Source organism: Cryptosporangium sp. NPDC048952, from assembly GCF_043197895.1.
GTDB lineage: Bacteria > Actinomycetota > Actinomycetes > Mycobacteriales > Cryptosporangiaceae > Cryptosporangium.
Genome location: NZ_JBICTY010000008.1, coordinates 399,858 through 419,236, shown reverse-complemented (window position 1 = coordinate 419,236; position 19,379 = coordinate 399,858). Strand labels below are relative to the sequence as shown.

Genomic DNA, 19,379 nt, shown 5'->3' with positions numbered 1-19,379 from the left:
GCGCTGCAGTCGACGTCAGCCGTAGCACCGTCCGCCGTGCGTCGGCCGTGGACCTTCCGCGTCCCAGATAGCCGGCGCCGGTTGCGGCAGCCACCCTCCGGCTCGCTCCCGACTGGTCCAACCCCAACTGCCGGGCGACGTCGTTCACCCCGGCGTCCGCCCCGGCCGCCCGCACCGCCTTTAGCGTGAGCACCAACTGCGGCGTCCCGGGCCCACGCGCCCAGCGTCGGGACCAGAACGCACGAGCCGGACTTCGACGACCGCGGCCCGGTGGCCCCCGGCCACTACGGCTTCCTGGTCGACGACGGGACGTTCGACGCGTTACTGACCCGCCTCGACGGCATCCCCGACGGCCACACCTACGAGTTCTTCACCGCCGTGCCTAGAACGCCGTAGCCGCGCTCCAGCGGGCCAGGAGGCCGGAGTCGCCGGTGATCTGGGGGACCGAGGGACGGCCCCAGAGGAACTGGTACAGGCCGGCCACCGGTGCGGTGGCCGTCACCGTCGCGTCCGCCGCCGCCGACCGGGACCACTCGTAACCGACCGACCCGACGTCGATCCGCCACCGGGCGTCGGCGTCGGTCGCGACCAGCGCGATCGACTGGCCCTCGCCGCGCACGGCGCCGAACCCGGCAAGCCGGGGCGCGAACGGGAGGATCGTGAGGATCTCGTCGATGCCGTCGATCGCGACCGTCGGATCGATCGTGGCGGGTGCCTTGAGCGCGAGCGCGGCGTCCACCCGGTGAACGGTGGCCTCGTGCAGCATGCGACGGGCCCAGAACAGCGTGGGGCGGGTCTGCCCGCCGAGCGTCCACACCTGCTGGTGCGCCGGAGCTGCCACCAACGCGCTGATCAGCGCGTCGACGCCGGCCGCCACCCAGTCCGACATCGCGGTGGAGTCAGTGGGTACGCCCTGCTCGTAGTCGGCGAACGGCAGCTTCTCGACCGACCCGGACGTGATCATCGCGGTGACCCAGCGCTCGGTGGCACCGACGTGGGTGGCGAGCTTCGCGAGGTCCCACGCGGGGCAGCTCGGGACCGGCGTGCTCAGATCGGCGTCCGACAGCAGTGCGGCTAACCGATCGATCTCGCGGAACAGCGCTTTGCAGTATTCCCCGTGGTCCATGTCGTGACGGTAGCTCGCCGAACGCCGTACCGCTCTCATCGATCCGCGCGTCGCGACGACACAATCGACTCTGGAACGATTTACCGACGCCGCCCGCGACGCAGGTCCTTCCAGGAGACGCCGAAGCCGACGCCGATCGCGAGGCCCAACGCCACCCCGAGCGCCAGATTGTGGAAAAGCAGTCCGAAGGCGGCACCTAACGCGAGGCCTAACCCGATGCCGACACCGGCCTTCTTTTCCCCAGGCTTCTGCTCGCTCATATCTTCACCGTAAGGGGGTACGCAAAGCTCTGCGAGAAGGGGACGCCCGCCACCGGGAGGCGCCAGATGCCCCAGAGCGAAATCACTTTCCGTAGCCACGACGGTACTCAGTTAGTAGGAACGCTGGTGTCCCCGGTCGGCGCGAACCGTTGCGTGGTCCTCGTCCACGGCGGCGGAGTCACCCGCGACGAGGGCGGTTTCTACGTCCGACTCGCCGACGCCTTCGCCTCGAACGGAATTGCGTCGCTCCGGTTCGACCTGCGTGGACACGGCGCCAGCGGCGGCCGGCAGCAGGACCTCACGTTGTCCGCGGCCGCCAACGACGTCCGGGCGGCTGTCGAGGAGATGACTGCGCCGGTCACCGTGATCGGCACCAGTTTCAGCGGCGGTGTCTGCGCCCTGGTCGCTGCCGTCGGCACGCCGAGTTTACGCAGCCTCGTCCTGTTCAACTCGCTGCTCGACTACAAGCAGCGGTTCGTCGACGAGAAGCCGTACTGGTCGTCCGACCGCATCGACGCACCGCACGCCGACGAGCTCGACCGGCGCGGGTACGTCGAGCACTCGCCGACGTTCAAGCTGGGGCGCGCGATGCTCAACGAGGTCTTCCAGATCTCCGCCCGGGACGCCCTTCCCCGCATCGCCGTACCCACGCTGCTCGTCCACGGCACGAAGGACACGTTCATCAGCATCGACTCCTCCCGCGAGGCGGTCGGCCAGCTGGCGGCCGAGAGCACGCTGATCGAGATCGAAGGTGCGCAGCACGGGTTCGCGGTGCACGACGATCCGGCCTACGCCGAGCCGCAGACCCGGGCATGGCAGGCGCTCGTGATCCGCGAAACCACGGACTGGGTCGTCCGCCACTGACGGCATCACCTAGGGTCGAGCCAATGAGCTCAGCCGACGACGTCGAACGGCTGCTCGCCGCTGATCCACTGTGGTGGCTGCGGGATCCGCCGGTGCCGCACCACCTGTGTGCGGCCGTGCACCTCGCCGGCGATGACGGCCAGAGAGAACGCGTCCTCCGAGCACTCATCGACGCGCTGGGCCGCGAGCACGCCGACTTCGCGGACGAGGTCGTGCCGGATCTGGCCCCGTCCTGGCCCGGTCGCGAGCTCTTCCGCGACTGGTTCGCCGGGGTGGCGCACCCGTCCCCCACCGCGGTCCGCGTCCTCGGTGCGCTGTTCCCCGGCGTCGACGAGGTCCGGTCACTGCTGTCGGCCGACGCCCCGCAGGTCCGCGGCGCCGCCGTACGGGCGATGCCTGCGGCGAACGAGGCCCTGGTGCGCGAAACCGCTGTCCACGACCCGAGCGCGGCCGTGCGTCGGCAAGCACTGGAAGCGCTGGTCGAGCTCCGGCCCGAAGCTCCGACGACCTGGAACTTCCTCTACGAACGCGCGGTGGCCGACCCGGGCACCGAGCCCCGGCTGTTCGCCCTCCGCACGATCGCGCAACGCCGGCCGCTCGACCCGCGTACCGCGGAACTACTCGCCGACCGGGCACGGACCGAACCGGACACGCTGGTCGGCTCCGCCGCCGTCGGCGCCCTCGAGGACGAGCCCGACTGGGACGACGCCACGCTCCACGAGGCGCTCCACGACCGGTGGCTCGGACCAGCGGCGGTGCACGCACTCGTGTCCCGCCACCCCACCGATCCGCAGCCGTTTCTCGACCTCGCCACCCACGTCCACAACGACACCCGGGCAGCGGCCATCGACGTCCTCGCCACCCACTGGCCCGACCGGCCCGACGTCCGGACGCTGGTCACCGACCGGGCCACCACCGACCACGACCACGTCGTCCGCCGCACCGCACTCGTGCGCACCGCCCTCACCTGGCCCGCCACGCGGACCCACCGATTACTGCTCGACCGGGCCGCCAACGACCCCCACCCGGACATCCGGACCCTGGCCGCTCAGATCCTGGCCGCTCAGAGTGAAGACACCCAGTGATTCGACGTCATCATCTGCCCGTTGAACTCGAACGATTCGACGCCGAGCAGCCGGAACCCCAGCGAGCGGCAGATCCCGTTCGACGGCTGGTTGGCCACCGCCGGAAACGCGTGCACCGCCCCCCACCGCCCGTCGGCGGCCGCACGCTCGAGCAGCGCCCGCACGCCCCACTTCCCGACCCCTCGTCCCTGGTGCTCGGGAAGCACCATCCAGCCGATCTCGGAGATCGGCTCGCCGTGGTCCGCGTGCGACCAGAGCGTCACCGAGCCGAGCACCTCGTCCGAGTCGTCCGGCGTGACCATCACGACCCAGTACTCGTCGGCCTCGACCGCGCGCACGTCGGCCTCCACTTTGGCCGGAATGCCCTCCCGCGGCTGGGGCCCGCCGAGCTCGGCCATCATGGCCGGGTCGCACCGCATGCGCAGATACGCCTCGACGTCGTCCCGCCGAACGTCCCGGAGACGCATCGCGGAACCTAGTCCGAGTCCGGGGCGTCGGACAGGACACGGAGGTTCGCGCCGGCGACGGTCACGGCTGCCGGCTGGTGGGTTTCGGCGGCCTTCTCGTACCAGGACCGCGCCTCCTCCACCTCACCCTGCTCCTCGGCCAGCACGCCGAGGTCGACCATCGCGTTCGCGGCCTGCACCGAATCCTCGCTGTCCAGCGCGTCGGTGAACCACTGCTTGGCCCGCTCGGGATTGCCCTGCTCCTTCTCCAGGACGCCGAGGCCACGCATCGCCCGCGCCGACTCGGCCGGGTCGCCACTGTCCACAGCGGCCTGGAACCACCTGCGCGCTTCCTCCGCCTTGCCCTCGGCGGCCTCCAGCACGCCCAGGTCGACCATGGCCGGCGCCGACCCGTCCGCGATCGCCTTCTCGTACCAGCGCCGGGCGATCGCGACGCTGCCGCCGCGATGTGCCCGGTACGCGATCACGTACTTCACGTTCAGCGGCACGTCGTCGAGCTGATCGAGCAGGTCACGCGCGTGCGGGTAGTCGCCGCGGTCGAACGCTGTCAGGCCCGTGGCACGCCGGGCCGCCGCGTCGAACGCACCGGCCACGTACCGCCAGAACGGCCCGCTGACCGGCCGCCGCTGACCGTCGGCCACCGCCGACAACAGCCCGCTGCCGTAGTAGTACTCGTTGCCCTTGGCGAAGACCTCGGTGAGCAGCCCGAGCTCGACCGCCCACTCGATCGCCCGCTCCCGCCCCGGGGTCGAGACCGCGGCCCGGCCGTCGAGGTGCGCGAGTTCGCGCCGGTAGTCGCCGTAGAGCGCGGTGAGCATCTTGGCGGTCAGCACCAGCGGCGGGTCCATCCGGTGCCAGTCGGTGAGCACGTGCAGCAGCGCCTGCCGGTCGAACCGGATGCTGCGTTCCTCGCTGTCACCGGTCAGCGCGGTCTGCACCGGCTCGAGCGGCACGAGCAGCAGGCCCACCCGGTCGGCTTTGGCGTCGGCCGGTATCTCGTGGTCTGCCTCGCGCAGAGCGTCGATCTCCGCAGTGGTGAGGGAACCGATCTCCACTGCCGCGCCCGGCAGCGGGTCGGGCAGCCGGGTACCGCCGAGCAACGCGGAGCGCACCGTGACCAGAACCCGGACTCCCGCGGGGATCTCCGCGGTGGCGAGCTGCGCGAGCAACTCCGAACCGACGTCGTCGAGCCAGAGCACCGCGCCGTTCTTCGCCGCCCGCTTCGCGGCCGAGATCAGGTCGGCGAGCGGCACCCGCGGGTCGGGGTGGAACGCGAAGAGCGTGTGGTCCGGCAGGTGCTTGCGCGCCGCTTCCGCCAGCGTCCGGCTGGCACCCACCAGCCTCTTGCCATGGACGACGACGAGCTGCGCGTCGTCGGCGAAGAGCTTTTCCAGTGCCGTGTCGGCCTCGCGCTGCACGTACGTGCCGTGCGGTGCGTGGACCCCGAGCTCACCCAGCGAGACATCGGCGAGGCGCGGTGGCCGGCCCCGTTCATCGGCGGCCTTCAACACGGGTTTCGGGTTGGACCGGCCGGTCAGAGACCATCCCGCCACGCCGTGCTCCTCTCACACCGTTCACCGAAGCCACCACCGTAACCCTGAGCTACGCGACGAAGATGCAGAAGGGGTGGCCGGAGGGGTCGGCGAAGACGTAGAGGGGCTCCTCGGGGTCGTCGAAGCGATCGCGGAGCAGCGTGGCGCCGAGCTGGAGGGCTCGTTCGCGTTGCTCGACGAGCGTGCCGGCGTCGCGGACCGAGAAGTCGAGGTGCAACTGCTGGGGCACGTCGCCCTCCGGCCAGGTCGCCCTCTCCAGCTTCTCGCTCTGCTGGAACGACAGGTCTCCACCGGCCGGATTGCGCAGCATCAACCAGTCTTTGTCGCCGTTCTCCGGCTCGTCACCGGGGCGGTAGTCCCAGCCCAGCAGCTGGCGGTAGAACTCGGCGAGCTCGCGGGTGTTCTCCGTGTCGAGCACGGTGCTCCGCAGAACGGGATAAGTCATGCCTAGGGCCTATCACACGGTCACGACAACTTTCGCTCGCGCGTGCACCTCCTCCAGGTAGCGGATGGCCTCGGGCGCCTGGTCGAGTGGGAACACCCGGTCGATGACCGGGGCGACCGCGCCGGCCTCGATCAGGTCGCGCAGGGTCGAGAGCAGCTCCGCGTCCCGACGCACGGTGAACGGCACCAACCGCTGGCTGACGAACGGCGACACGGCCAGCGCGCGCAGGATCAGCGGCAACGGACCGAAGAACGAGCCGCCGTTCGACGGGCCGCCGCCGAGCAGCACGAGCGTCCCGTTCGGAGTGAGTGCGCGCCGGTACTCGGCCAGCTTCCGGTTGCTGACGACGTCGAAAATGACGTCGTAGCGGGTGTCGCCGCGGGCGAAGTCGGTGGCGCCGTAGTCGAAGACGTGGTCGGCGCCGAGCGACTCGAGCAGCTCGACGTTGCGGGCGCTGCAGACGCCGGTCACGTCCGCTCCGCAGGCCTTGGCGATCTGGATCGCGAACGTGCCGACGCCACCCGACGCGCCGTTGATCAGCACGCGCTGGCCCGGACCCACCTTCCCGGCGTCGCGCAGGCCCTTGAGGGCGGTGGTGCCCGCCAGCGGGACCGCGGCGGCCTGCTCGAACGAGAGGTTGACCGGCTTGTGCTCGATGACCTTCGCGGGCACGCGGACGTACTCGGCCAGCGTGCCGTCGGCCTCGCCGTACACCTCGTCGCCGGGGCGGAACCGGCTGACCGCGGCACCGGTCACCTCGACGGTGCCGGCGAAGTCGCGGCCCCGGACCCGCTTGCGCGGCCCGGTCCAGCCGATCGCGACCCGGCCGACGTACGGGTCGCCACGCATGAAGTGCCAGTCGTAGGCGTTGATCGCCGCCGCGTGCACCCGCACCAGCACCTCGTTCTCACCGGGCGCGGGGGTGTCGATCGTGCGGAGCTCGAGGACGTCGGAGGAGCCGTAGCGGTCTTGGACGATGGCCTTCATCCAGATCTCCTGAAATCGCGTGTGGACCGAACGCTAGGGAGAACTTGGCCGCCGGACATCCGGGAAGCACCCTAGGTGAACCGATCGCGGCACTCGTTGCGATGGAGGGATGTGAACGGTTCACCGAGCGACGTCGACCTGCTGACCCGCGTGGCAGCCGGTGAGCGGGCCGCGTTCGAGGCCTTCTACCGCCGCCACTCCGCGTGGCTCGTGCTGCGCCTGCGCCACCGCTGCTCCGACCACACGCTCGTCGACGACGTCGTGCAGGAGACGTTTCTCGGCATCTGGCGCGGCGCCGCCGTTCGCTACCGCGAGCAGGGCGACATCACCGGCTGGCTGTGGCGCATCGGTTCCCGTCGATTGGTCGACGCTCTGCGCAAGCAGAGCGCCAAGGAACGTCTGCGGCAGGTGCTGGCGCGGGTCCGGGGCGGTCCGGCGCCGTCCGCGGAGGACCTGGTGCTGCGTGGCGTCGAGCACGGGGATCTCGCCGGGGCGCTGGCCCGGCTCTCACCGGAGTTACGCGCGGTGCTGCAGGCGACCGTGCTGGACGGCCTGACGACCGGCGAAGCGGCCGTGTTGCTCGGCATCCCGCCCGGAACCGTGAAGACGCGGGCCATGCGCGCCCGTCGGCAACTACGCCAGGAGCTGACATGAGTTGGCACGTGGAAGATTCCGATCTGGATGCTTATGCCGACGGTTCGTTGCCCGCGCCCGGGGTCTGGTCGGTCGAGGCGCATCTGGCTGCCTGCCAGGACTGCCGGGAGCGGCTGACCCTCGAGTCGGTCGACGCCGGATGGGAGCGGTTGGACGCGTCGCTGGACGCGCCCACGCCGGGGTTCGTCGAGCGGGCGCTGGGCCTCTGCGGCGTCCCGGAGCACACCGCGCGGCTGCTCGCCGCGACGCCGGCCCTACGTGGGTCGTGGCTCGTGGCCGTGGTGCTGACGCTCCTGCTGGCCGCGGTGCTGGCCCACTACGCCAAGCCGTTCGTCTTCCTCGCGCTGACGCCGCTGCTGCCGGTACTGGGTGTCGCCGTCTCGTTCGGGCCGGGCATCGACCCGACCTACGAGACGACCGTCGTCGCGCCGTACTCCACGTTCCGCCTGCTCCTGCTGCGCTGCGCGACGGTGCTCTCGGCGAACACGCTCCTCACCGCCGCCGCCAGCCTGACGCTGGCCGAGTACGGCGTCCGCATCGCCGGTTGGTTCCTGCCGTCGCTGGCCCTCACGATCCTGACGCTGCTGATCACGCCCCGGCTGGGCGCGGTACCCGGCGCGACGGTGGTGGGGCTCGGCTGGCTCACGCTGGTCGCCGGCACCTGGCACTCCACGTCGTCGCTGCCGTACACCGCCGCCGGGCAGGTGGCGATGGCCGTGGCCGCCGCCCTCGCCGCGGTGGCCCTCTGTTTCCAGATGTCCGCGTTCGACAGCACCCGCCCCTTGCCCCGGAGGACCCGGTGACCCTCTCGACGGACGTGGCCGTTTCCGCGACCGGTCTCTCGCTGCGCTACGGCCGCACGGTCGCGCTCGACGACGTGTCGCTCACGCTCGGCACCGGCGTGACCGGCCTGCTGGGCCCGAACGGCGCCGGGAAGACGACGCTGCTGCGCATCCTCGCGACAGCGGTGACGCCGGACGCGGGCTCGCTGCGGATCTTCGGCCACGATCCGCGCACCGGCCCGGGCCGCCTGGCCGCGCGTCGGCAACTCGGCTACCTGCCCCAGGATCCCGGCTTCCACCGCTCGTTCACCGCGTTCGAGTTCGTCGACTACGTCGCGATCCTCAAGGAGCTCACGGACCGACGGACCCGCCACGCCGAGGTGCGCCGGGTGCTCGACGCCGTGGGCCTGAGCGACCGGCGCGGCGACAAGATCCGGACGCTGTCGGGCGGGTCGAAGCAGCGGGTGGCGCTGGCCGCCGCGCTGGTCGGCGACCCGTCCCTGCTCATCCTCGACGAACCGACGGTGGGGCTCGACCCCGAGCAGCGGTTCCGGTTCCGCGAACTGTTCGCCGACCTCGGCGAGGGGCGCGCGGTGCTGCTCTCGACCCACCAGACCGAGGACGTGACGTCGCTCTGCCGGGAGGTCGTCGTGCTCGATCACGGCGGGGTGCGGTTCCGCGGATCGCCGGTCGAACTCACCGCGCTCGCCGAGGGTCGGGTGTGGACCAGCGCGGCCCGGGAGCCGGCGGCGTTGGCCTCGTGGCGAACAGGTGACGGATCCTTCCGCCACGTGGGCACACCCCCCGAAAACGCCGAGTTGATCGCCCCGACCCTCGAAGACGGCTACCTCACGCTCGTGGACCTGTCATGACAACGGTCCTCACCTCACCCCCCGCGAACTCGACGCTCGACCGACGCCGGGCGATGCTCGCGCTGGCCCGCGTCGAGGCCGTCCAGCAACTGCGGTCACCGGTCACGATCGTCGCGGCGGTCCTGTTCCTGGCGCCGTGGGTCTACGGCTGGATCGCCGGCACCGCGAACGAGCACCCGGTGCTGCACGACGAGTCTGTCGAGGTCCAGTTCGTCGCGCTGCTGGTGTTCGCGAACGGGGCGCTGATCACCGCGAACTTCGCCGCGCTCCGGCCGCACCGGCACCGGGTGGACACGCTGTTCGACGTCCTGCTGCTGCCGACCGCGTGGCGTACCGGGGCGCTGCTGCTGGCGGTGCTCGCGCCGACCGTCCTGGCGCTCGTGCTGATCTCGGCGCGGGTGGGCGCGCTGGCGCTGCTGCCCGGCGCCGTGGGGTACGTACTGCCGCTCGACCTGCTGGCCGTGCCGGCTGCCGTCGCGCTGTTCGGGGCGTCGGGTGTGCTGCTCGCCCGGCTGACCCGGTCGGCGGTGATCGCGCCGGTCGTGGCGTTGCTGTTCACCTCGATCGCGTTCATCGGGCCGGTGGGTGGGTCGTCCGCGGCACGGTCCCGCCTGTTCCTGCCGATCGTCACCCCGGAGTTCCCGATGCCGCTGCCGGTGGACCTCGACGGGCGTCCGTCCGGGCGGCACCTGGTGTACGTCGTCGGGCTGATCGCGGTGTTCGCGGTGCTCGCGCTGGCCCGCTCCGGTGCCGGCCGACGGGTGTGGCTGGCGGGGGCCGTGGCCGCGGCGGTCACTCTCACCGGCGTGGTCACCCAGTTCCGCGTGGACGACTCGCTGCGCGACGCCCGTCTCACCGCGACCGACTCCCCCGGTTCGATCCAGACCTGCCGGACGCTCGACGACGTCAAATACTGCGCTTTCGACGACTTCGCGCCCTGGATCGAGGACTGGGACGGGGTTCTGCGCGACGTGCGGCGCGGCGCCCCGAACAGCCCGTCGCTCGTCGTCCGCCAACACGTTCTGGCGGTGGGGTACCCGGGCGTCGGAACCGAGGATTCCCCGGCCGTTCCCGTCGGATCTCCGGAGGAGATCCCGGTCGGGACGGACTGGAGCAGCGACCGGGAGGAGGCGGTGTTCGCGAGCGAGGTCGCGTACCGGCTGATCGCGGGTCACGCGCGGCAGGACGGGCGGCCGCTCTGCCGCTCCCGGGGCGCGCTGCTGGTCTGGCTGGTGGGCCAGGCGGGCGGCCGGGTCGCCGACGGCCTGCGGGAACTGGACGAGCGGGGCGGGTACGAGTTGGTCTTCGACAACTTCAGCGGCTACGGGTTGCTCGCGGTGGGCGATTCGGACGCCGCGGCAGGGTTCGCGCTGCTGGAGAAGCCCGATGCCCGCGCGCTGGTGAAGCTGCACTGGGACGAGCTGAGCGCACCGGACACCGAGACGGCCCGGTTCGCCGAGCTCGTCGGTGTGCCCGCGCCGAAGCCGCCCACGGCCGAGGAGCGGGCCGGATGCTGATCGCCCTGGCGGTACCGATCGTGCGGGCGGCCCGGACCGGCCCGTTTTTGCTCGCCTGCGCTGCGGGGTGGCTGCTGCTGGCCGTCCCCGCAGCCCTGAGCACCGCTATCGATCCGGACTCGCTGACGCTGCAGCTGCGGCTGGCGACGGTCTGCGCCGCGATCGGGGCGGTGTTCGTGTTCGACGACCCCGCGAAGCCGACGACGCTGGTGGTCCCCGGCCGGGCGTGGCTGCGGACGACGCTCCGAGTGGCGCTCGCCGTGGTCGTGGCCGCGCTCTGGTGGATGGTCGCGGTCGCGATCGTGCTGGTCGGTGCGGAGGAAAGCATCGGTGACGAGCTGCGGCTCGCCGGGACGACACTGGAGTCGGCGACGATAATCGCGGTCGCGCTGGTGCTGGGCGTGACGGGGTACCGCCTGGCCGAACGCGGGGTGGGCAGCACCGTGGCGGCGCCGACGGTGCTGGTCGTGGTCGGCGCACTGGCGCTGCTCCCGCGGAGCATCGCGCTGTTCGTCGGGGTGACCGATCCGCGCTGGAGTTCGGTGCACGGCCAGTGGGGCGTGCTGTTGCTCACCGCCTGCCTGGCCTTGATGGTTGGTGCAGGCGCCCAACGGTAATCTCCGCTGCCGTGCACAAGTCCCCAGGGCTCGACCGCTTCCTCACGTTCGTGGACGCGATCATCGCGATGGATCCGGTCGAGTCGTACGACCGTGTGGTGGGGGTCGTGACCGCGGCCTGGACGCTGACGATCGTCTTCATGCCGTTCCCGACCGCCCTCGTCGGTATCTACGGCGTCGAGGAGCGGCCGGTGATCGCGGTGTACCTGCTCACGTTGTTCGTGAGCTCCGCGCTGCTGACCGTGCTCGCGCTGTACCTGGCCCGCAAGCCCGAACTGCACCAGGCGGACGTCGAATCGTCGAAGCGGATGGCGGTGCCGTCGGTGGTCACCACCGTCCTGACCGGTCTGGCCACCGCGCTCGGCGTCCTGGTGCCGCAGGTGAACTACGGCGCGCTGCTGCTGCTCCTGCTGACCGGTGTGTTCACGAACCTCGCCAACCGGCGCTTGCACCTCCCCCAGCAGGAGGCGTGACGCTGTCGGCGTGACGTTCTCCTCGATCGGCGAGCTCTCCCGGCGTACCGGGCTGACCGTCAAAGCGATCCGCTTCTACGCCGACCAGGGCATCGTCCCGGCGACGCAGCGGAACGCCGCCGGTCACCGGGTCTACGACGAGGACGCGGCCGCACGGCTGGACCTGGTCCGGAGCCTGCGCGACCTCGGCATCGACCTCCCGACGATCCGGCGGGTGCTGGATCGGGAGGTCACCGTCGCCGACGTGGCCGCGGCCTCCGCCGAGGCGTTGGACGTCACGATCCGCGCGCTGCGTTTTCGCCGCGCCGCGCTTTCTGTCATCGCGGAGAGGTCTGAACTCGTGCACCAGCTGGCCGGCTATTCCGAAGACGAACGACACCGACTGGTCGACGAGTTCCTGACGTCGACGTTCGCCGGGCTGGACGGATACGAGGGCGTCCGGCGTTCGATGACGCCGGTACTGCCGTCCGATCCCACACCCGAACAGATCGACGCGTGGGTCGAGCTGGTGACGCTGGCCCAGGACGCCGGTTTCCGGGAGTCCCTGCGCGCGCTGGCCGTGCAGCATGCCGCGGATCGGGAACCGGGCGCCGTCCCGCGGCCGGACGCCGTCGCGGTGGCGCGCTCGATCACCCCACCGGACGTCGGCGCCCTCGCCGCGGCGCTCGGCGAGCCCGACACCCCCGAGCTGCGTCAGCGCCTGCTCGCGCGCCTGGAGCTGGCCAACGACCCGCGCCGGTACCGCTACGAGCAACTGTTGGCGGTGGTCAACGGATGGCCGGCGGAAGAGTCGGACGAGGCGACGATCAGTTGGTACATCGAGAGAATGCGGTCATGACGTTCTTCGAGCCGACCGAGCCCGTCGCCGACCGGAAAGAGGTCTTCCTCCGGTACCTCGACTACTTCCGCGAGAGCGCGCTGACGAAAGCGGGCTCGTTGTCCGAGGGTGCCCTGCGGTCCAGTCTTCTCCCCTCCGGCTGGACCCCGCTGGAGCTGCTCCAGCACCTGCAGTACGTCGAGCTGCGGTGGATCGAGTGGGGTTTCGAGGGGCGTCCGGTGGCCGAGCCGTGGGGAGACCGGCGCGACGACCGCTGGTACGTGGCGGCTGACCGATCGCTCGACGACGTGACCACCGCGCTCCGCAAGCAGGGCGCCCACACCCGCGCGACCGTCGAGGCACACGACCTCGCCGAGATCGGCGCCCCGGGCCCCCGCTGGGACGGCGCTCCCCCGGCCTCCCTCGAACGCATCCTGTTCCACCTCCTCCAGGAGTACGCCCGCCACCTCGGCCACCTGGATGTGGTCGTAGAGCTCTCCGACGGCGCGGTGGGTGAGTAGTTTGTCGGGCATGCCGGATGACGTCGTTGATGCCTTGGCCCAGTTCGTCGCTCGGATCGACGTCTTCGACCCGGAGGCTCCGGTCCACACCGAACTCGAGGTGGACGGCCGGAAGCTGACGCTGCGGGAGCCGGTCGCGCGCGCTCTCGTCGAAGCGCTGCGCGCCTACGGCGATCCACGGGACAACGGGAGCTGCGACCACTGCGGCAGCCGGCGCATGGACACCAGCTTCCACTGCAACGACTGCGGCCGGTTCTCGGGACTGTTCGGCGACCTCATCGCCCAGCGCGCCGCGGAGTACACCGAGCCCGACGCGCTGCCTACCCAGCGCGCGCTGCCGGCCGAGTCCGAGGAGAGCTCGTGGACATCCTCCTGATCCCTGGCCTCTGGCTGGACGGATCGTCGTGGAACGCCGTGGTTCCCGCCCTGGAGGAGGCCGGCCACCGCGCCCACGCGGTCACGCTGCCCGGCCTGGAGTCACCGGACGCCGACCGCTCCGCGATCTCACTGCGAGACCACGTCGACGCTGTCGTCTCCCGGATCGACGCGCTGGACGGCCCCGTCGTGCTGGTGGGCCACTCCGCCGGCGGTGCGGTGGCTCAGGCCGCTGCCGACGCCAGGCCGCACCGCGTCGCCCGCGTGATCTACACCGCGAGCGGACCCGTCGCCGAGGGCCAGTGCGTCAACGACGGGTTGCCGTCCGCGAACGGTGAGATCCGGATGCCGGACTGGTCGTTCTGGGAGGAAGGGATGCTGGTCGGTCTGGACGACGAGCTCCAGCAGACGATCCTCGCCCAGTCCGTACCCTCACCGGCACGCGCGGCCACCGACCCCCAGGTGCTCTCCGACGAGCGCCGCTACGACGTGCCGGTCACGGTCGTGGCCTGCGACTACACGCCCGAGATGATGCGCGAGTGGATCGCGGCGGGCGATCCCGACGCCCTCGAGCTGGCCCGGACCAGGGACGTCGAGTACGTCGAACTCCCCACCGGCCACTGGCCCCAGTTCTCCCGCCCCACCGACCTGGGCCGCGTCATCGCTCAGGCGGCCGCCACGTAGGCGTCGAGGATGCCGGGCCAACCACCGGGGGAGTCGAACGTGTCGCGGACGGCGAACGCCTGGTCGCCGAACCGTTCGAGGTCGCGGTGCACCAGATCGACGCGGGTCGCGCCGCCCTCCTCGGTGAACGTGATCTCGACTTCGGTCTCCAGGTCGGGGTCGAACTTGAACGACGCGTCGATCTGCCAGAGCAGGACGAGGCGCGTCGGTGGCTCCCAGACCGTCACGCGACCCCAGGAGCACTCGCTGCCGTCCGCCCCGCGCTCGTACCACCGCCCACCGGCGTGCGGTTCGACGACGGCCTCGGCCAGCGGCACGGCGCCGATGCTGTGCGACTTCGGCCAGAACTCGGTCATCCGGCTCGTGAACAGCTCGAACGCCCGATCAGCGGAGAGCGGGACGGTGACGGACTTACGCACGACGAGAGAATCTGTGCTCACGCGTTACTCCTGAGTGGAATCGGACCGGCGCGCCTCGGCCTCCGCCAGCGCGGCGAAGTTGCCGAGGGTTTCGGCCCAGAAGCGGTCGAGATACGTACTCACCGCGCGGAAGCCCGTCGGGTCGATGCCGTAGAGGTGGCGCGTTCCCTGGACGGTTTCAGTGACCAGTTCGGCGTTCTTCAGCACCCGCAGGTGCTGGGAAACCGCCGGCCGGGAAATGGGCAGCCGGTCGGCGAGCACGCCGACCGGCAGTGGCGCGGTGCGGATCTCTTCGAGGATGGATCGACGCATCGGGTCTCCGAGCGCGTCGAGGACGGCAGCTGCAGCAGGCACATCGGTAAGTTTGCACTAACGGTAAGCCTAGAGCAACCGTTATTCGGGATCCGCTTCCCAGAGGGGTAGTTGGTGGGGGCCTACGCGGCCGACAGTGCTGTGTTGGCCGCTCTGTAGGCAGCGGGCGCACGTCACCGCGTCATCGGTGGGTACGAGCGCGTCGAGCTCGAACCCAGCCATGCCCACCCGGCAGGCGGGAGCCGGCACGCGGATCTCCGCCAGCCAGCGCTCGGGGTGCACGGCGTGGACGACCGACGAGCCGCGCACCCGCCCGTTGCGCCCGACGAACTTCTCCACCACCTGCGCGGCGACGCTCGCGAACGCCTCGACCACGGTAGTCATGCTGTCGGTGTACCACCCACCACCGACAATTCACGCTCCACGGCCGGCTCGACGTCGCCCTTGGTTTCCGTGGCTTTGACGAGCGCGACGCCGACGAGCACGACCAGCCCGCCGATCAGCTGCATGACACCAGGGATCTGGCCGACCGACAGGGCGGCGAAAAGCACTGCGAAAAGCACTTCGGTCAGTCCGACGAACGACGCGACGGTCGCGCCGAGCAGTCGCGCCGCGATGACACCCGTGGAGTACGCGATCGCGGCGGCCACGACCGACAGACCGAGCACCGGCACGAGCCAGCTGACCTGCTGCCCGAACAGCTCGACGTCGGTGTTCGCAGTGGCCATCGGCAGCGCCCCGACCAACGCGAACGCGCCGAGCACCACAGCGCCCACGACCATGCCGCCCCACGCGACGACCAGCGGCGGCACCGCGTCGTCCTGGCGGGCGGAGACGACGAAGTACACCGCCAGGCCGGTACCGGCGAGCAGACCCCACATCACGCCGATCGGGTCCAGACCACCCGACGGGTCGAGGACGAGCACGAGGCCGACAACCGCCGCGACCATGCCGACGATCGTCAGCCAGCCGGGACGCCGCCGGTGGCGGGCCCACATCCAGAGCACGACGAGGACGATCCCCATGTACTCCAGCAGCAGCGCGACACCGACGTCCAGGTGCTGCACCGCGTTGAAGAAGAACAGCTGACAGCCACCCACAGCGGCCGCGCCGTAGAAGGCGATCAGGCCGGCGTTCGACCACAACGACCGCCAGCGGCCGCGGAGGGCTACGAGCGCCGGTCCAGTCAGGATCACGGCGGCGAGCGCGATGCGGGTGGTGACCACGGCACCCGACGACCAGCCCGTCGACATCAGCGAGTCGCCGAAGCTGCCGGCGGTGCCGAACGAGACTGCGGACACCAGGGCGACGGCGAGCCCTGCGTAAGAGGCAATCTTCGTTACACTCATGACACCGACGGTAGAGCTCACCCACGTAAGGAGTCAAGGTGCTTTTTGCTCATGACACCGAGGCTTCGTTGATGGCGGCTGCCGAGCTGGTGAACTCCGCCCACGAAAGCCCCGACGGTCTCACCGACGTCACCGAGTTCGCGACCCGCTGGGGTTACACCGGCCGGGTCACCGGCGACGAGGAGGAACTGGCCGCCGTCCGGGCGATCCGGCCTCGCCTCGAACGCCTCTGGCACGCCGACCGCGACGAGATCGTCGAGGAGACGAACGCGATCCTGCGGGAGACCGCCGCGCTGCCGCAGCTCGTCGCCCACGACGGGTGGGACTACCACCTGCACGCGGTGTCCCCCGACGCCGACCTGGCGGTACGAATCCAGGTCGAGACCGCGATGGCGCTGGTCGACGTCGTCCGCATGGACGAGCTGGGCCGGATGCGCGTCTGCGCCGCCGACGACTGCGAGGACGTCCTCGTCGACCTGTCCAAGAACCGGTCGCGGCGGTTCTGCAGCAACGGCTGCGGCAACCGGACGAACGTCGCGGCGTACCGCGCGCGGAAAGCGGAGAGCTAGCGCAGCTCGTCGAGGAGGCGCTCGAGCGGGACATTCGAATCGTCCTTGAACACGTCCCAGCGGGCGAACAGGGCCGCTGCCGCCTCGGCGATGCCCGGGTCGAGGCCGCTCTCCGCCGCTGCGGTGGCGATCTCTTGCATCTCCGGTGCCCAGCGCCAGGCCCGCTCGGCGACCCCGCTCAGCGCCGAGGGTCCATCGAGTGGTGTGCCGGGCAGCGTCGATCCGGCCAGCGTCTCGAGGTCGTTCTGAACACCGTAGGAGGCCGCCAGGGCGTAGGACTGTGCCGCCAGCGCGCACGAGATCTTGTTGTAGGCCGCGAACGCCAGCTTCAGCGCGGACGCTTTCCCGACCTCGCCGTCGAGGACGCGGGTCTCGACGCGCGTGCCCGTGAAAAGGGCGGTGAGATCCCCGGCGCCCGTGCCCGAGAGGTACAGGATCGTCCGGCCCGGTCCGCCCGGTGGCGGGCCGACGATTCCCCCGTCGACGGTGGGCAGGATCGTGGCGATCTCGCGCGCCCGGGACGGGGCGATCGCATTGGCGTCCACGAAGATCCCGTCGAAGCCGGTGGCGGCCACCGCGGAGGCGACCGACGAGGCGGCGGCGGGTGGACAGATGCTCAGGATCACCGCGCAGGTCGACGCCAGCTCGTCGAGCGTGGCGAGCGGTCGCAGGCCGGCGGCTTGCGACCGGCGGTACGTGTTCGCTCCGCGGTCCGCCGTCACCCAGTACACGGCGTGGCCCGCCGCGACCAGTTCCCCGCCCACGGCAGCGCCCATCGCACCCGGATGCAACACTCCGATCGGTTCCACCCGTCGACCCTACGTTCAGATGCCGTGGAGGCACCCGTGGAAGCGTTCCGCAAAGCAGCCGAGTCCGGCGATACCGCAGCCGTCGAAGCCCTCCTCGCCGACGACGTGGTGTTCCACAGCCCGGTCGCGTTCAAGCCGTACGCCGGCAAGGCGCTCACCGCCGCGATCCTGCGTGGCGTGCTGCGCGTCTTCGAGGACTTCCACTACGTCCGTGAGATGTCCGGTGCGGACGGTCGAAGCCACTCGCTGGTCTTCCGAACCACAGTGCAGGGCAAGGACATCGAGGGCTGCGACTTCCTGCACCTCAACGACGAAGGCCTGATCGACGACCTCACGGTGATGGTGCGTCCGCTCTCCGGCGCCCAGGCCCTCGCCGAGGCCATGGCCGCCCAGTTCGACCGCATCCAGCAGGAAGCCACCGCGAGTTGATGTTCTCCAACCCCCTGGGCGACGGCGCCGAACTGCGCCCGCTGGACCCCTGGCTCTCCGAGGAGCTCCTCGCCAACATCGACCGCGGCCGCGAGTCGATAGGCCGCTGGATACGCCTCGCCGACGCGGTCACCGACTCCGCGTCGGCCAAGGCGTTCCTGCAGGACTACGCCTTCAAGGCAGCCGAGGACACCGGACGCATCTGGGGCATCTGGCTCGACGGGAAGCTGGTCGGCGGCGTCCTGTTCCGAATTCTGGACGTGCCCCGGGGTTACGCCGAGGCCGGCTGCTGGCTCGAACCGGCGGCCACCGGCAAGGGCCTCGTCACCCGCGCGGCGACGACGATCATCGACTGGGCGATCCTCGAGCGCGGCATCCACCGCGTCGAGTGGCAGGCCTCGTCCGGTAACACGGCGAGCATCGCGGTCGCGAAGCGCCTCGGCATGCAGCTCGACGGCGTCCTGCGGGAGCACTACCTGTTCCGCGGCCGCCGCGACGACATCGAGGTGTGGTCAGTGCTCGCTCCCGAGTGGCGGCGCTAGCCGCGCCACCGCGTGGGCCAGGACCTCGCGCGCCCGGGAGATCGGCAGGCGGTAGAGCGCCACGTCCACCCCCAGGCCGCGGGCGAGCACCCACAGCGCCTGCCCGTCCAGCGAAGGATCGACGTCCGCCCCGGCGTCGCGCGCCAGACCCACGACGTGCACCGCCAGTGCCAGCAGCTCGTCGTCGCCCTCGACCAGCACCGCGGCCAGCCGCTCGTCCTCCCGGGCCTTCGCGGCGAACGCGAGGTGCACGCGGATCGCGTCCCGGGTCTCGGGGTCGCCACCGAGCAGTTCGTCCAGCACGACCAACAGCGCCGCCCGCGGATCCTCATCCGAAATTCGGTCGAGAATACGCGCGGTCATCCGCCCGTGCGCGTCCTCGAGCGCGTACAGCAGCAGGTCGTCCTTGGTCTTGAAGTAGTACTGCACCCGCCCCATCGAGACGCCGGCCTGCTTGGCGACCGTGCGCAGGGACACCGCCTCCATTCCGCCGGCCGCGATCAGGTCCCACGCCGCGCGGCTCAACACCCTGCGATTTTCCGAGTGATCAGCGGTCCTTGGCACGGTCCCATAATATCAATGCGACCGCATTGCTAAGGAGCACGCCATGGCAAAGAACAAGACGATTGACGGCTGGCAGGGCTTCCTCGCCCTCATCGGCGTCTCGCTCGGCGTCATCCCGCTCGTCCAGTACGCGATCGGAGTCCGCCGCGGCGGACTCCTCCGCTTCGTCCTCGGCGACGACCCCGGCGCGGCCCTCTGGATCGTCCCGCTGGTGATCCTGGCGGTCGTCGCTGTGGTGATCCTTCTCCTGGAGCGCGGAAAGACTCAATCCTCCCGATAAAGATGGC

29 protein-coding genes are annotated in these 19,379 nt (G+C 70.8%); 17 read left to right on the top strand and 12 right to left on the bottom strand.

What is annotated here, in order from left to right; genetic code table 11:
• The first annotated feature begins 270 nt into the window (after positions 1-270).
• Positions 271-396 carry a hypothetical protein gene (locus tag ACGFY5_RS39200; RefSeq protein ID WP_392728924.1) on the top strand — a complete coding sequence of 42 codons (126 nt, stop codon included), beginning with the start codon at positions 271-273 and terminating at the stop codon, positions 394-396.
• On the opposite strand, the gene ACGFY5_RS39195 is transcribed toward ACGFY5_RS39200, so the two are convergent.
• Entirely contained in the window at positions 383-1,126 is a 744-nt protein-coding gene (locus ACGFY5_RS39195) for a maleylpyruvate isomerase family mycothiol-dependent enzyme (RefSeq protein WP_392728922.1), read from the bottom strand. The genes ACGFY5_RS39200 and ACGFY5_RS39195 overlap by 14 nt on opposite strands.
• An 80-nt stretch (positions 1,127-1,206) precedes the next feature.
• A complete protein-coding gene (locus ACGFY5_RS39190; protein WP_392728920.1) occupies positions 1,207-1,386 on the bottom strand; it encodes a hypothetical protein in 180 nt (59 codons plus the stop codon).
• Between the two features lie 126 nt (positions 1,387-1,512).
• Here ACGFY5_RS39190 and ACGFY5_RS39185 point away from each other — a divergent pair, with 126 nt between their 5' ends.
• Together ACGFY5_RS39185 and ACGFY5_RS39180 are read left to right on the top strand one after the other, a co-directional pair.
• On the top strand, positions 1,513-2,250 hold the full coding sequence (locus ACGFY5_RS39185) for an alpha/beta hydrolase (protein WP_392728917.1): 738 nt from the start codon (positions 1,513-1,515) through the stop codon (positions 2,248-2,250).
• A 23-nt stretch (positions 2,251-2,273) separates the two neighbouring features.
• The gene (locus ACGFY5_RS39180; RefSeq protein WP_392728915.1) at positions 2,274-3,335 is read left to right on the top strand and encodes a hypothetical protein; all 1,062 of its coding nucleotides are present in this window, start codon (positions 2,274-2,276) and stop codon (positions 3,333-3,335) included.
• Here ACGFY5_RS39180 and ACGFY5_RS39175 read toward each other — a convergent pair.
• Genes ACGFY5_RS39175 through ACGFY5_RS39160 form a run of 4 tightly spaced genes read right to left on the bottom strand, consistent with a single transcriptional unit; the run spans position 3,314 to position 6,787 of the window.
• On the bottom strand, positions 3,314-3,802 hold the full coding sequence (locus ACGFY5_RS39175) for a GNAT family N-acetyltransferase (protein ID WP_392728913.1): 489 nt from the start codon (positions 3,800-3,802) through the stop codon (positions 3,314-3,316). The genes ACGFY5_RS39180 and ACGFY5_RS39175 overlap by 22 nt on opposite strands.
• Positions 3,803-3,810: 8 nt before the next feature.
• Positions 3,811-5,355 carry a tetratricopeptide repeat protein gene (locus tag ACGFY5_RS39170; protein WP_392728910.1) on the bottom strand — a complete coding sequence of 515 codons (1,545 nt, stop codon included), beginning with the start codon at positions 5,353-5,355 and terminating at the stop codon, positions 3,811-3,813.
• 49 nt (positions 5,356-5,404) lie between these two features.
• The gene (locus ACGFY5_RS39165; RefSeq protein ID WP_392728909.1) at positions 5,405-5,800 is read right to left on the bottom strand and encodes a VOC family protein; all 396 of its coding nucleotides are present in this window, start codon (positions 5,798-5,800) and stop codon (positions 5,405-5,407) included.
• A 12-nt stretch (positions 5,801-5,812) separates the two neighbouring features.
• Positions 5,813-6,787, bottom strand: coding sequence for an NAD(P)-dependent alcohol dehydrogenase (locus ACGFY5_RS39160; RefSeq protein WP_392728908.1), 975 nt, complete (start codon positions 6,785-6,787; stop codon positions 5,813-5,815).
• Positions 6,788-6,898: 111 nt separating this feature from the next.
• Between ACGFY5_RS39160 and ACGFY5_RS39155 the strand changes: the two genes are divergently transcribed.
• The 10 genes from ACGFY5_RS39155 to ACGFY5_RS39110 are packed head-to-tail and all read left to right on the top strand — an operon-like array spanning position 6,899 to position 14,099.
• Positions 6,899-7,441: an RNA polymerase sigma factor gene (locus ACGFY5_RS39155; RefSeq protein WP_392728905.1), complete on the top strand. Its 543-nt coding sequence runs from the start codon at positions 6,899-6,901 to the stop codon at positions 7,439-7,441.
• The gene (locus ACGFY5_RS39150; protein ID WP_392728903.1) at positions 7,438-8,244 is read left to right on the top strand and encodes an anti-sigma factor family protein; all 807 of its coding nucleotides are present in this window, start codon (positions 7,438-7,440) and stop codon (positions 8,242-8,244) included. The genes ACGFY5_RS39155 and ACGFY5_RS39150 overlap by 4 nt, the downstream gene beginning before the upstream one ends.
• Positions 8,241-9,095: an ABC transporter ATP-binding protein gene (locus ACGFY5_RS39145; RefSeq protein ID WP_392728901.1), complete on the top strand. Its 855-nt coding sequence runs from the start codon at positions 8,241-8,243 to the stop codon at positions 9,093-9,095. The genes ACGFY5_RS39150 and ACGFY5_RS39145 overlap by 4 nt, the downstream gene beginning before the upstream one ends.
• Positions 9,092-10,612: a hypothetical protein gene (locus tag ACGFY5_RS39140; protein WP_392728900.1), complete on the top strand. Its 1,521-nt coding sequence runs from the start codon at positions 9,092-9,094 to the stop codon at positions 10,610-10,612. The genes ACGFY5_RS39145 and ACGFY5_RS39140 overlap by 4 nt, the downstream gene beginning before the upstream one ends.
• Positions 10,606-11,229, top strand: coding sequence for a hypothetical protein (locus tag ACGFY5_RS39135; RefSeq protein WP_392728899.1), 624 nt, complete (start codon positions 10,606-10,608; stop codon positions 11,227-11,229). Before ACGFY5_RS39140 ends, ACGFY5_RS39135 begins: the two co-directional genes overlap by 7 nt.
• 11 nt (positions 11,230-11,240) lie before the next feature.
• Positions 11,241-11,702, top strand: coding sequence for a hypothetical protein (locus ACGFY5_RS39130; RefSeq protein ID WP_392728897.1), 462 nt, complete (start codon positions 11,241-11,243; stop codon positions 11,700-11,702).
• A 10-nt stretch (positions 11,703-11,712) separates the two neighbouring features.
• Positions 11,713-12,540, top strand: coding sequence for a MerR family transcriptional regulator (locus tag ACGFY5_RS39125; protein ID WP_392728894.1), 828 nt, complete (start codon positions 11,713-11,715; stop codon positions 12,538-12,540).
• Complete coding sequence (locus ACGFY5_RS39120) at positions 12,537-13,040, top strand: DUF664 domain-containing protein (RefSeq protein WP_392728892.1); 504 nt, start codon at positions 12,537-12,539, stop codon at positions 13,038-13,040. The genes ACGFY5_RS39125 and ACGFY5_RS39120 overlap by 4 nt, the downstream gene beginning before the upstream one ends.
• A 10-nt stretch (positions 13,041-13,050) precedes the next feature.
• Positions 13,051-13,416: a hypothetical protein gene (locus ACGFY5_RS39115; protein ID WP_392728889.1), complete on the top strand. Its 366-nt coding sequence runs from the start codon at positions 13,051-13,053 to the stop codon at positions 13,414-13,416.
• Positions 13,401-14,099, top strand: coding sequence for an alpha/beta fold hydrolase (locus ACGFY5_RS39110; protein ID WP_392728888.1), 699 nt, complete (start codon positions 13,401-13,403; stop codon positions 14,097-14,099). Before ACGFY5_RS39115 ends, ACGFY5_RS39110 begins: the two co-directional genes overlap by 16 nt.
• On the opposite strand, the gene ACGFY5_RS39105 is transcribed toward ACGFY5_RS39110, so the two are convergent.
• Genes ACGFY5_RS39105 through ACGFY5_RS39090 form a run of 4 tightly spaced genes read right to left on the bottom strand, consistent with a single transcriptional unit; the run spans position 14,081 to position 16,179 of the window.
• Positions 14,081-14,539 (bottom strand): SRPBCC family protein, encoded by a 459-nt coding sequence (locus tag ACGFY5_RS39105; protein ID WP_392728885.1) that lies wholly within the window; start codon positions 14,537-14,539, stop codon positions 14,081-14,083. The genes ACGFY5_RS39110 and ACGFY5_RS39105 overlap by 19 nt on opposite strands.
• Before the next feature lie 3 nt (positions 14,540-14,542).
• A complete protein-coding gene (locus tag ACGFY5_RS39100) occupies positions 14,543-14,872 on the bottom strand; it encodes an ArsR/SmtB family transcription factor (RefSeq protein WP_392728882.1) in 330 nt (109 codons plus the stop codon).
• A gap of 39 nt (positions 14,873-14,911) precedes the next feature.
• Positions 14,912-15,214 (bottom strand): hypothetical protein, encoded by a 303-nt coding sequence (locus ACGFY5_RS39095; RefSeq protein ID WP_392728880.1) that lies wholly within the window; start codon positions 15,212-15,214, stop codon positions 14,912-14,914.
• Entirely contained in the window at positions 15,211-16,179 is a 969-nt protein-coding gene (locus ACGFY5_RS39090; RefSeq protein ID WP_392728879.1) for a DMT family transporter, read from the bottom strand. The genes ACGFY5_RS39095 and ACGFY5_RS39090 overlap by 4 nt, the downstream gene beginning before the upstream one ends.
• 38 nt (positions 16,180-16,217) lie before the next feature.
• Between ACGFY5_RS39090 and ACGFY5_RS39085 the strand changes: the two genes are divergently transcribed.
• The gene (locus ACGFY5_RS39085) at positions 16,218-16,748 is read left to right on the top strand and encodes a CGNR zinc finger domain-containing protein (protein WP_392728878.1); all 531 of its coding nucleotides are present in this window, start codon (positions 16,218-16,220) and stop codon (positions 16,746-16,748) included.
• On the opposite strand, the gene ACGFY5_RS39080 is transcribed toward ACGFY5_RS39085, so the two are convergent.
• Entirely contained in the window at positions 16,745-17,557 is an 813-nt protein-coding gene (locus ACGFY5_RS39080) for a DUF1932 domain-containing protein (RefSeq protein WP_392728877.1), read from the bottom strand. The two genes, ACGFY5_RS39085 and ACGFY5_RS39080, sit on opposite strands and share 4 nt — an antisense overlap.
• Positions 17,558-17,593: 36 nt before the next feature.
• On the opposite strand from ACGFY5_RS39080, the gene ACGFY5_RS39075 reads away from it, so the two are divergent.
• Both ACGFY5_RS39075 and ACGFY5_RS39070 read left to right on the top strand, forming a co-directional pair.
• A complete protein-coding gene (locus ACGFY5_RS39075) occupies positions 17,594-17,986 on the top strand; it encodes a nuclear transport factor 2 family protein (RefSeq protein WP_392729082.1) in 393 nt (130 codons plus the stop codon).
• Entirely contained in the window at positions 17,986-18,528 is a 543-nt protein-coding gene (locus ACGFY5_RS39070; RefSeq protein WP_392728875.1) for a GNAT family N-acetyltransferase, read from the top strand. The genes ACGFY5_RS39075 and ACGFY5_RS39070 overlap by 1 nt, the downstream gene beginning before the upstream one ends.
• Here the strand turns inward: ACGFY5_RS39070 and ACGFY5_RS39065 are convergent.
• On the bottom strand, positions 18,499-19,056 hold the full coding sequence (locus ACGFY5_RS39065) for a TetR/AcrR family transcriptional regulator (RefSeq protein WP_392728873.1): 558 nt from the start codon (positions 19,054-19,056) through the stop codon (positions 18,499-18,501). The two genes, ACGFY5_RS39070 and ACGFY5_RS39065, sit on opposite strands and share 30 nt — an antisense overlap.
• Positions 19,057-19,135: 79 nt before the next feature.
• Here ACGFY5_RS39065 and ACGFY5_RS39060 point away from each other — a divergent pair, with 79 nt between their 5' ends.
• On the top strand, positions 19,136-19,372 hold the full coding sequence (locus tag ACGFY5_RS39060) for a hypothetical protein (protein WP_392728870.1): 237 nt from the start codon (positions 19,136-19,138) through the stop codon (positions 19,370-19,372).
• The last annotated feature ends 7 nt before the right edge of the window (positions 19,373-19,379 follow it).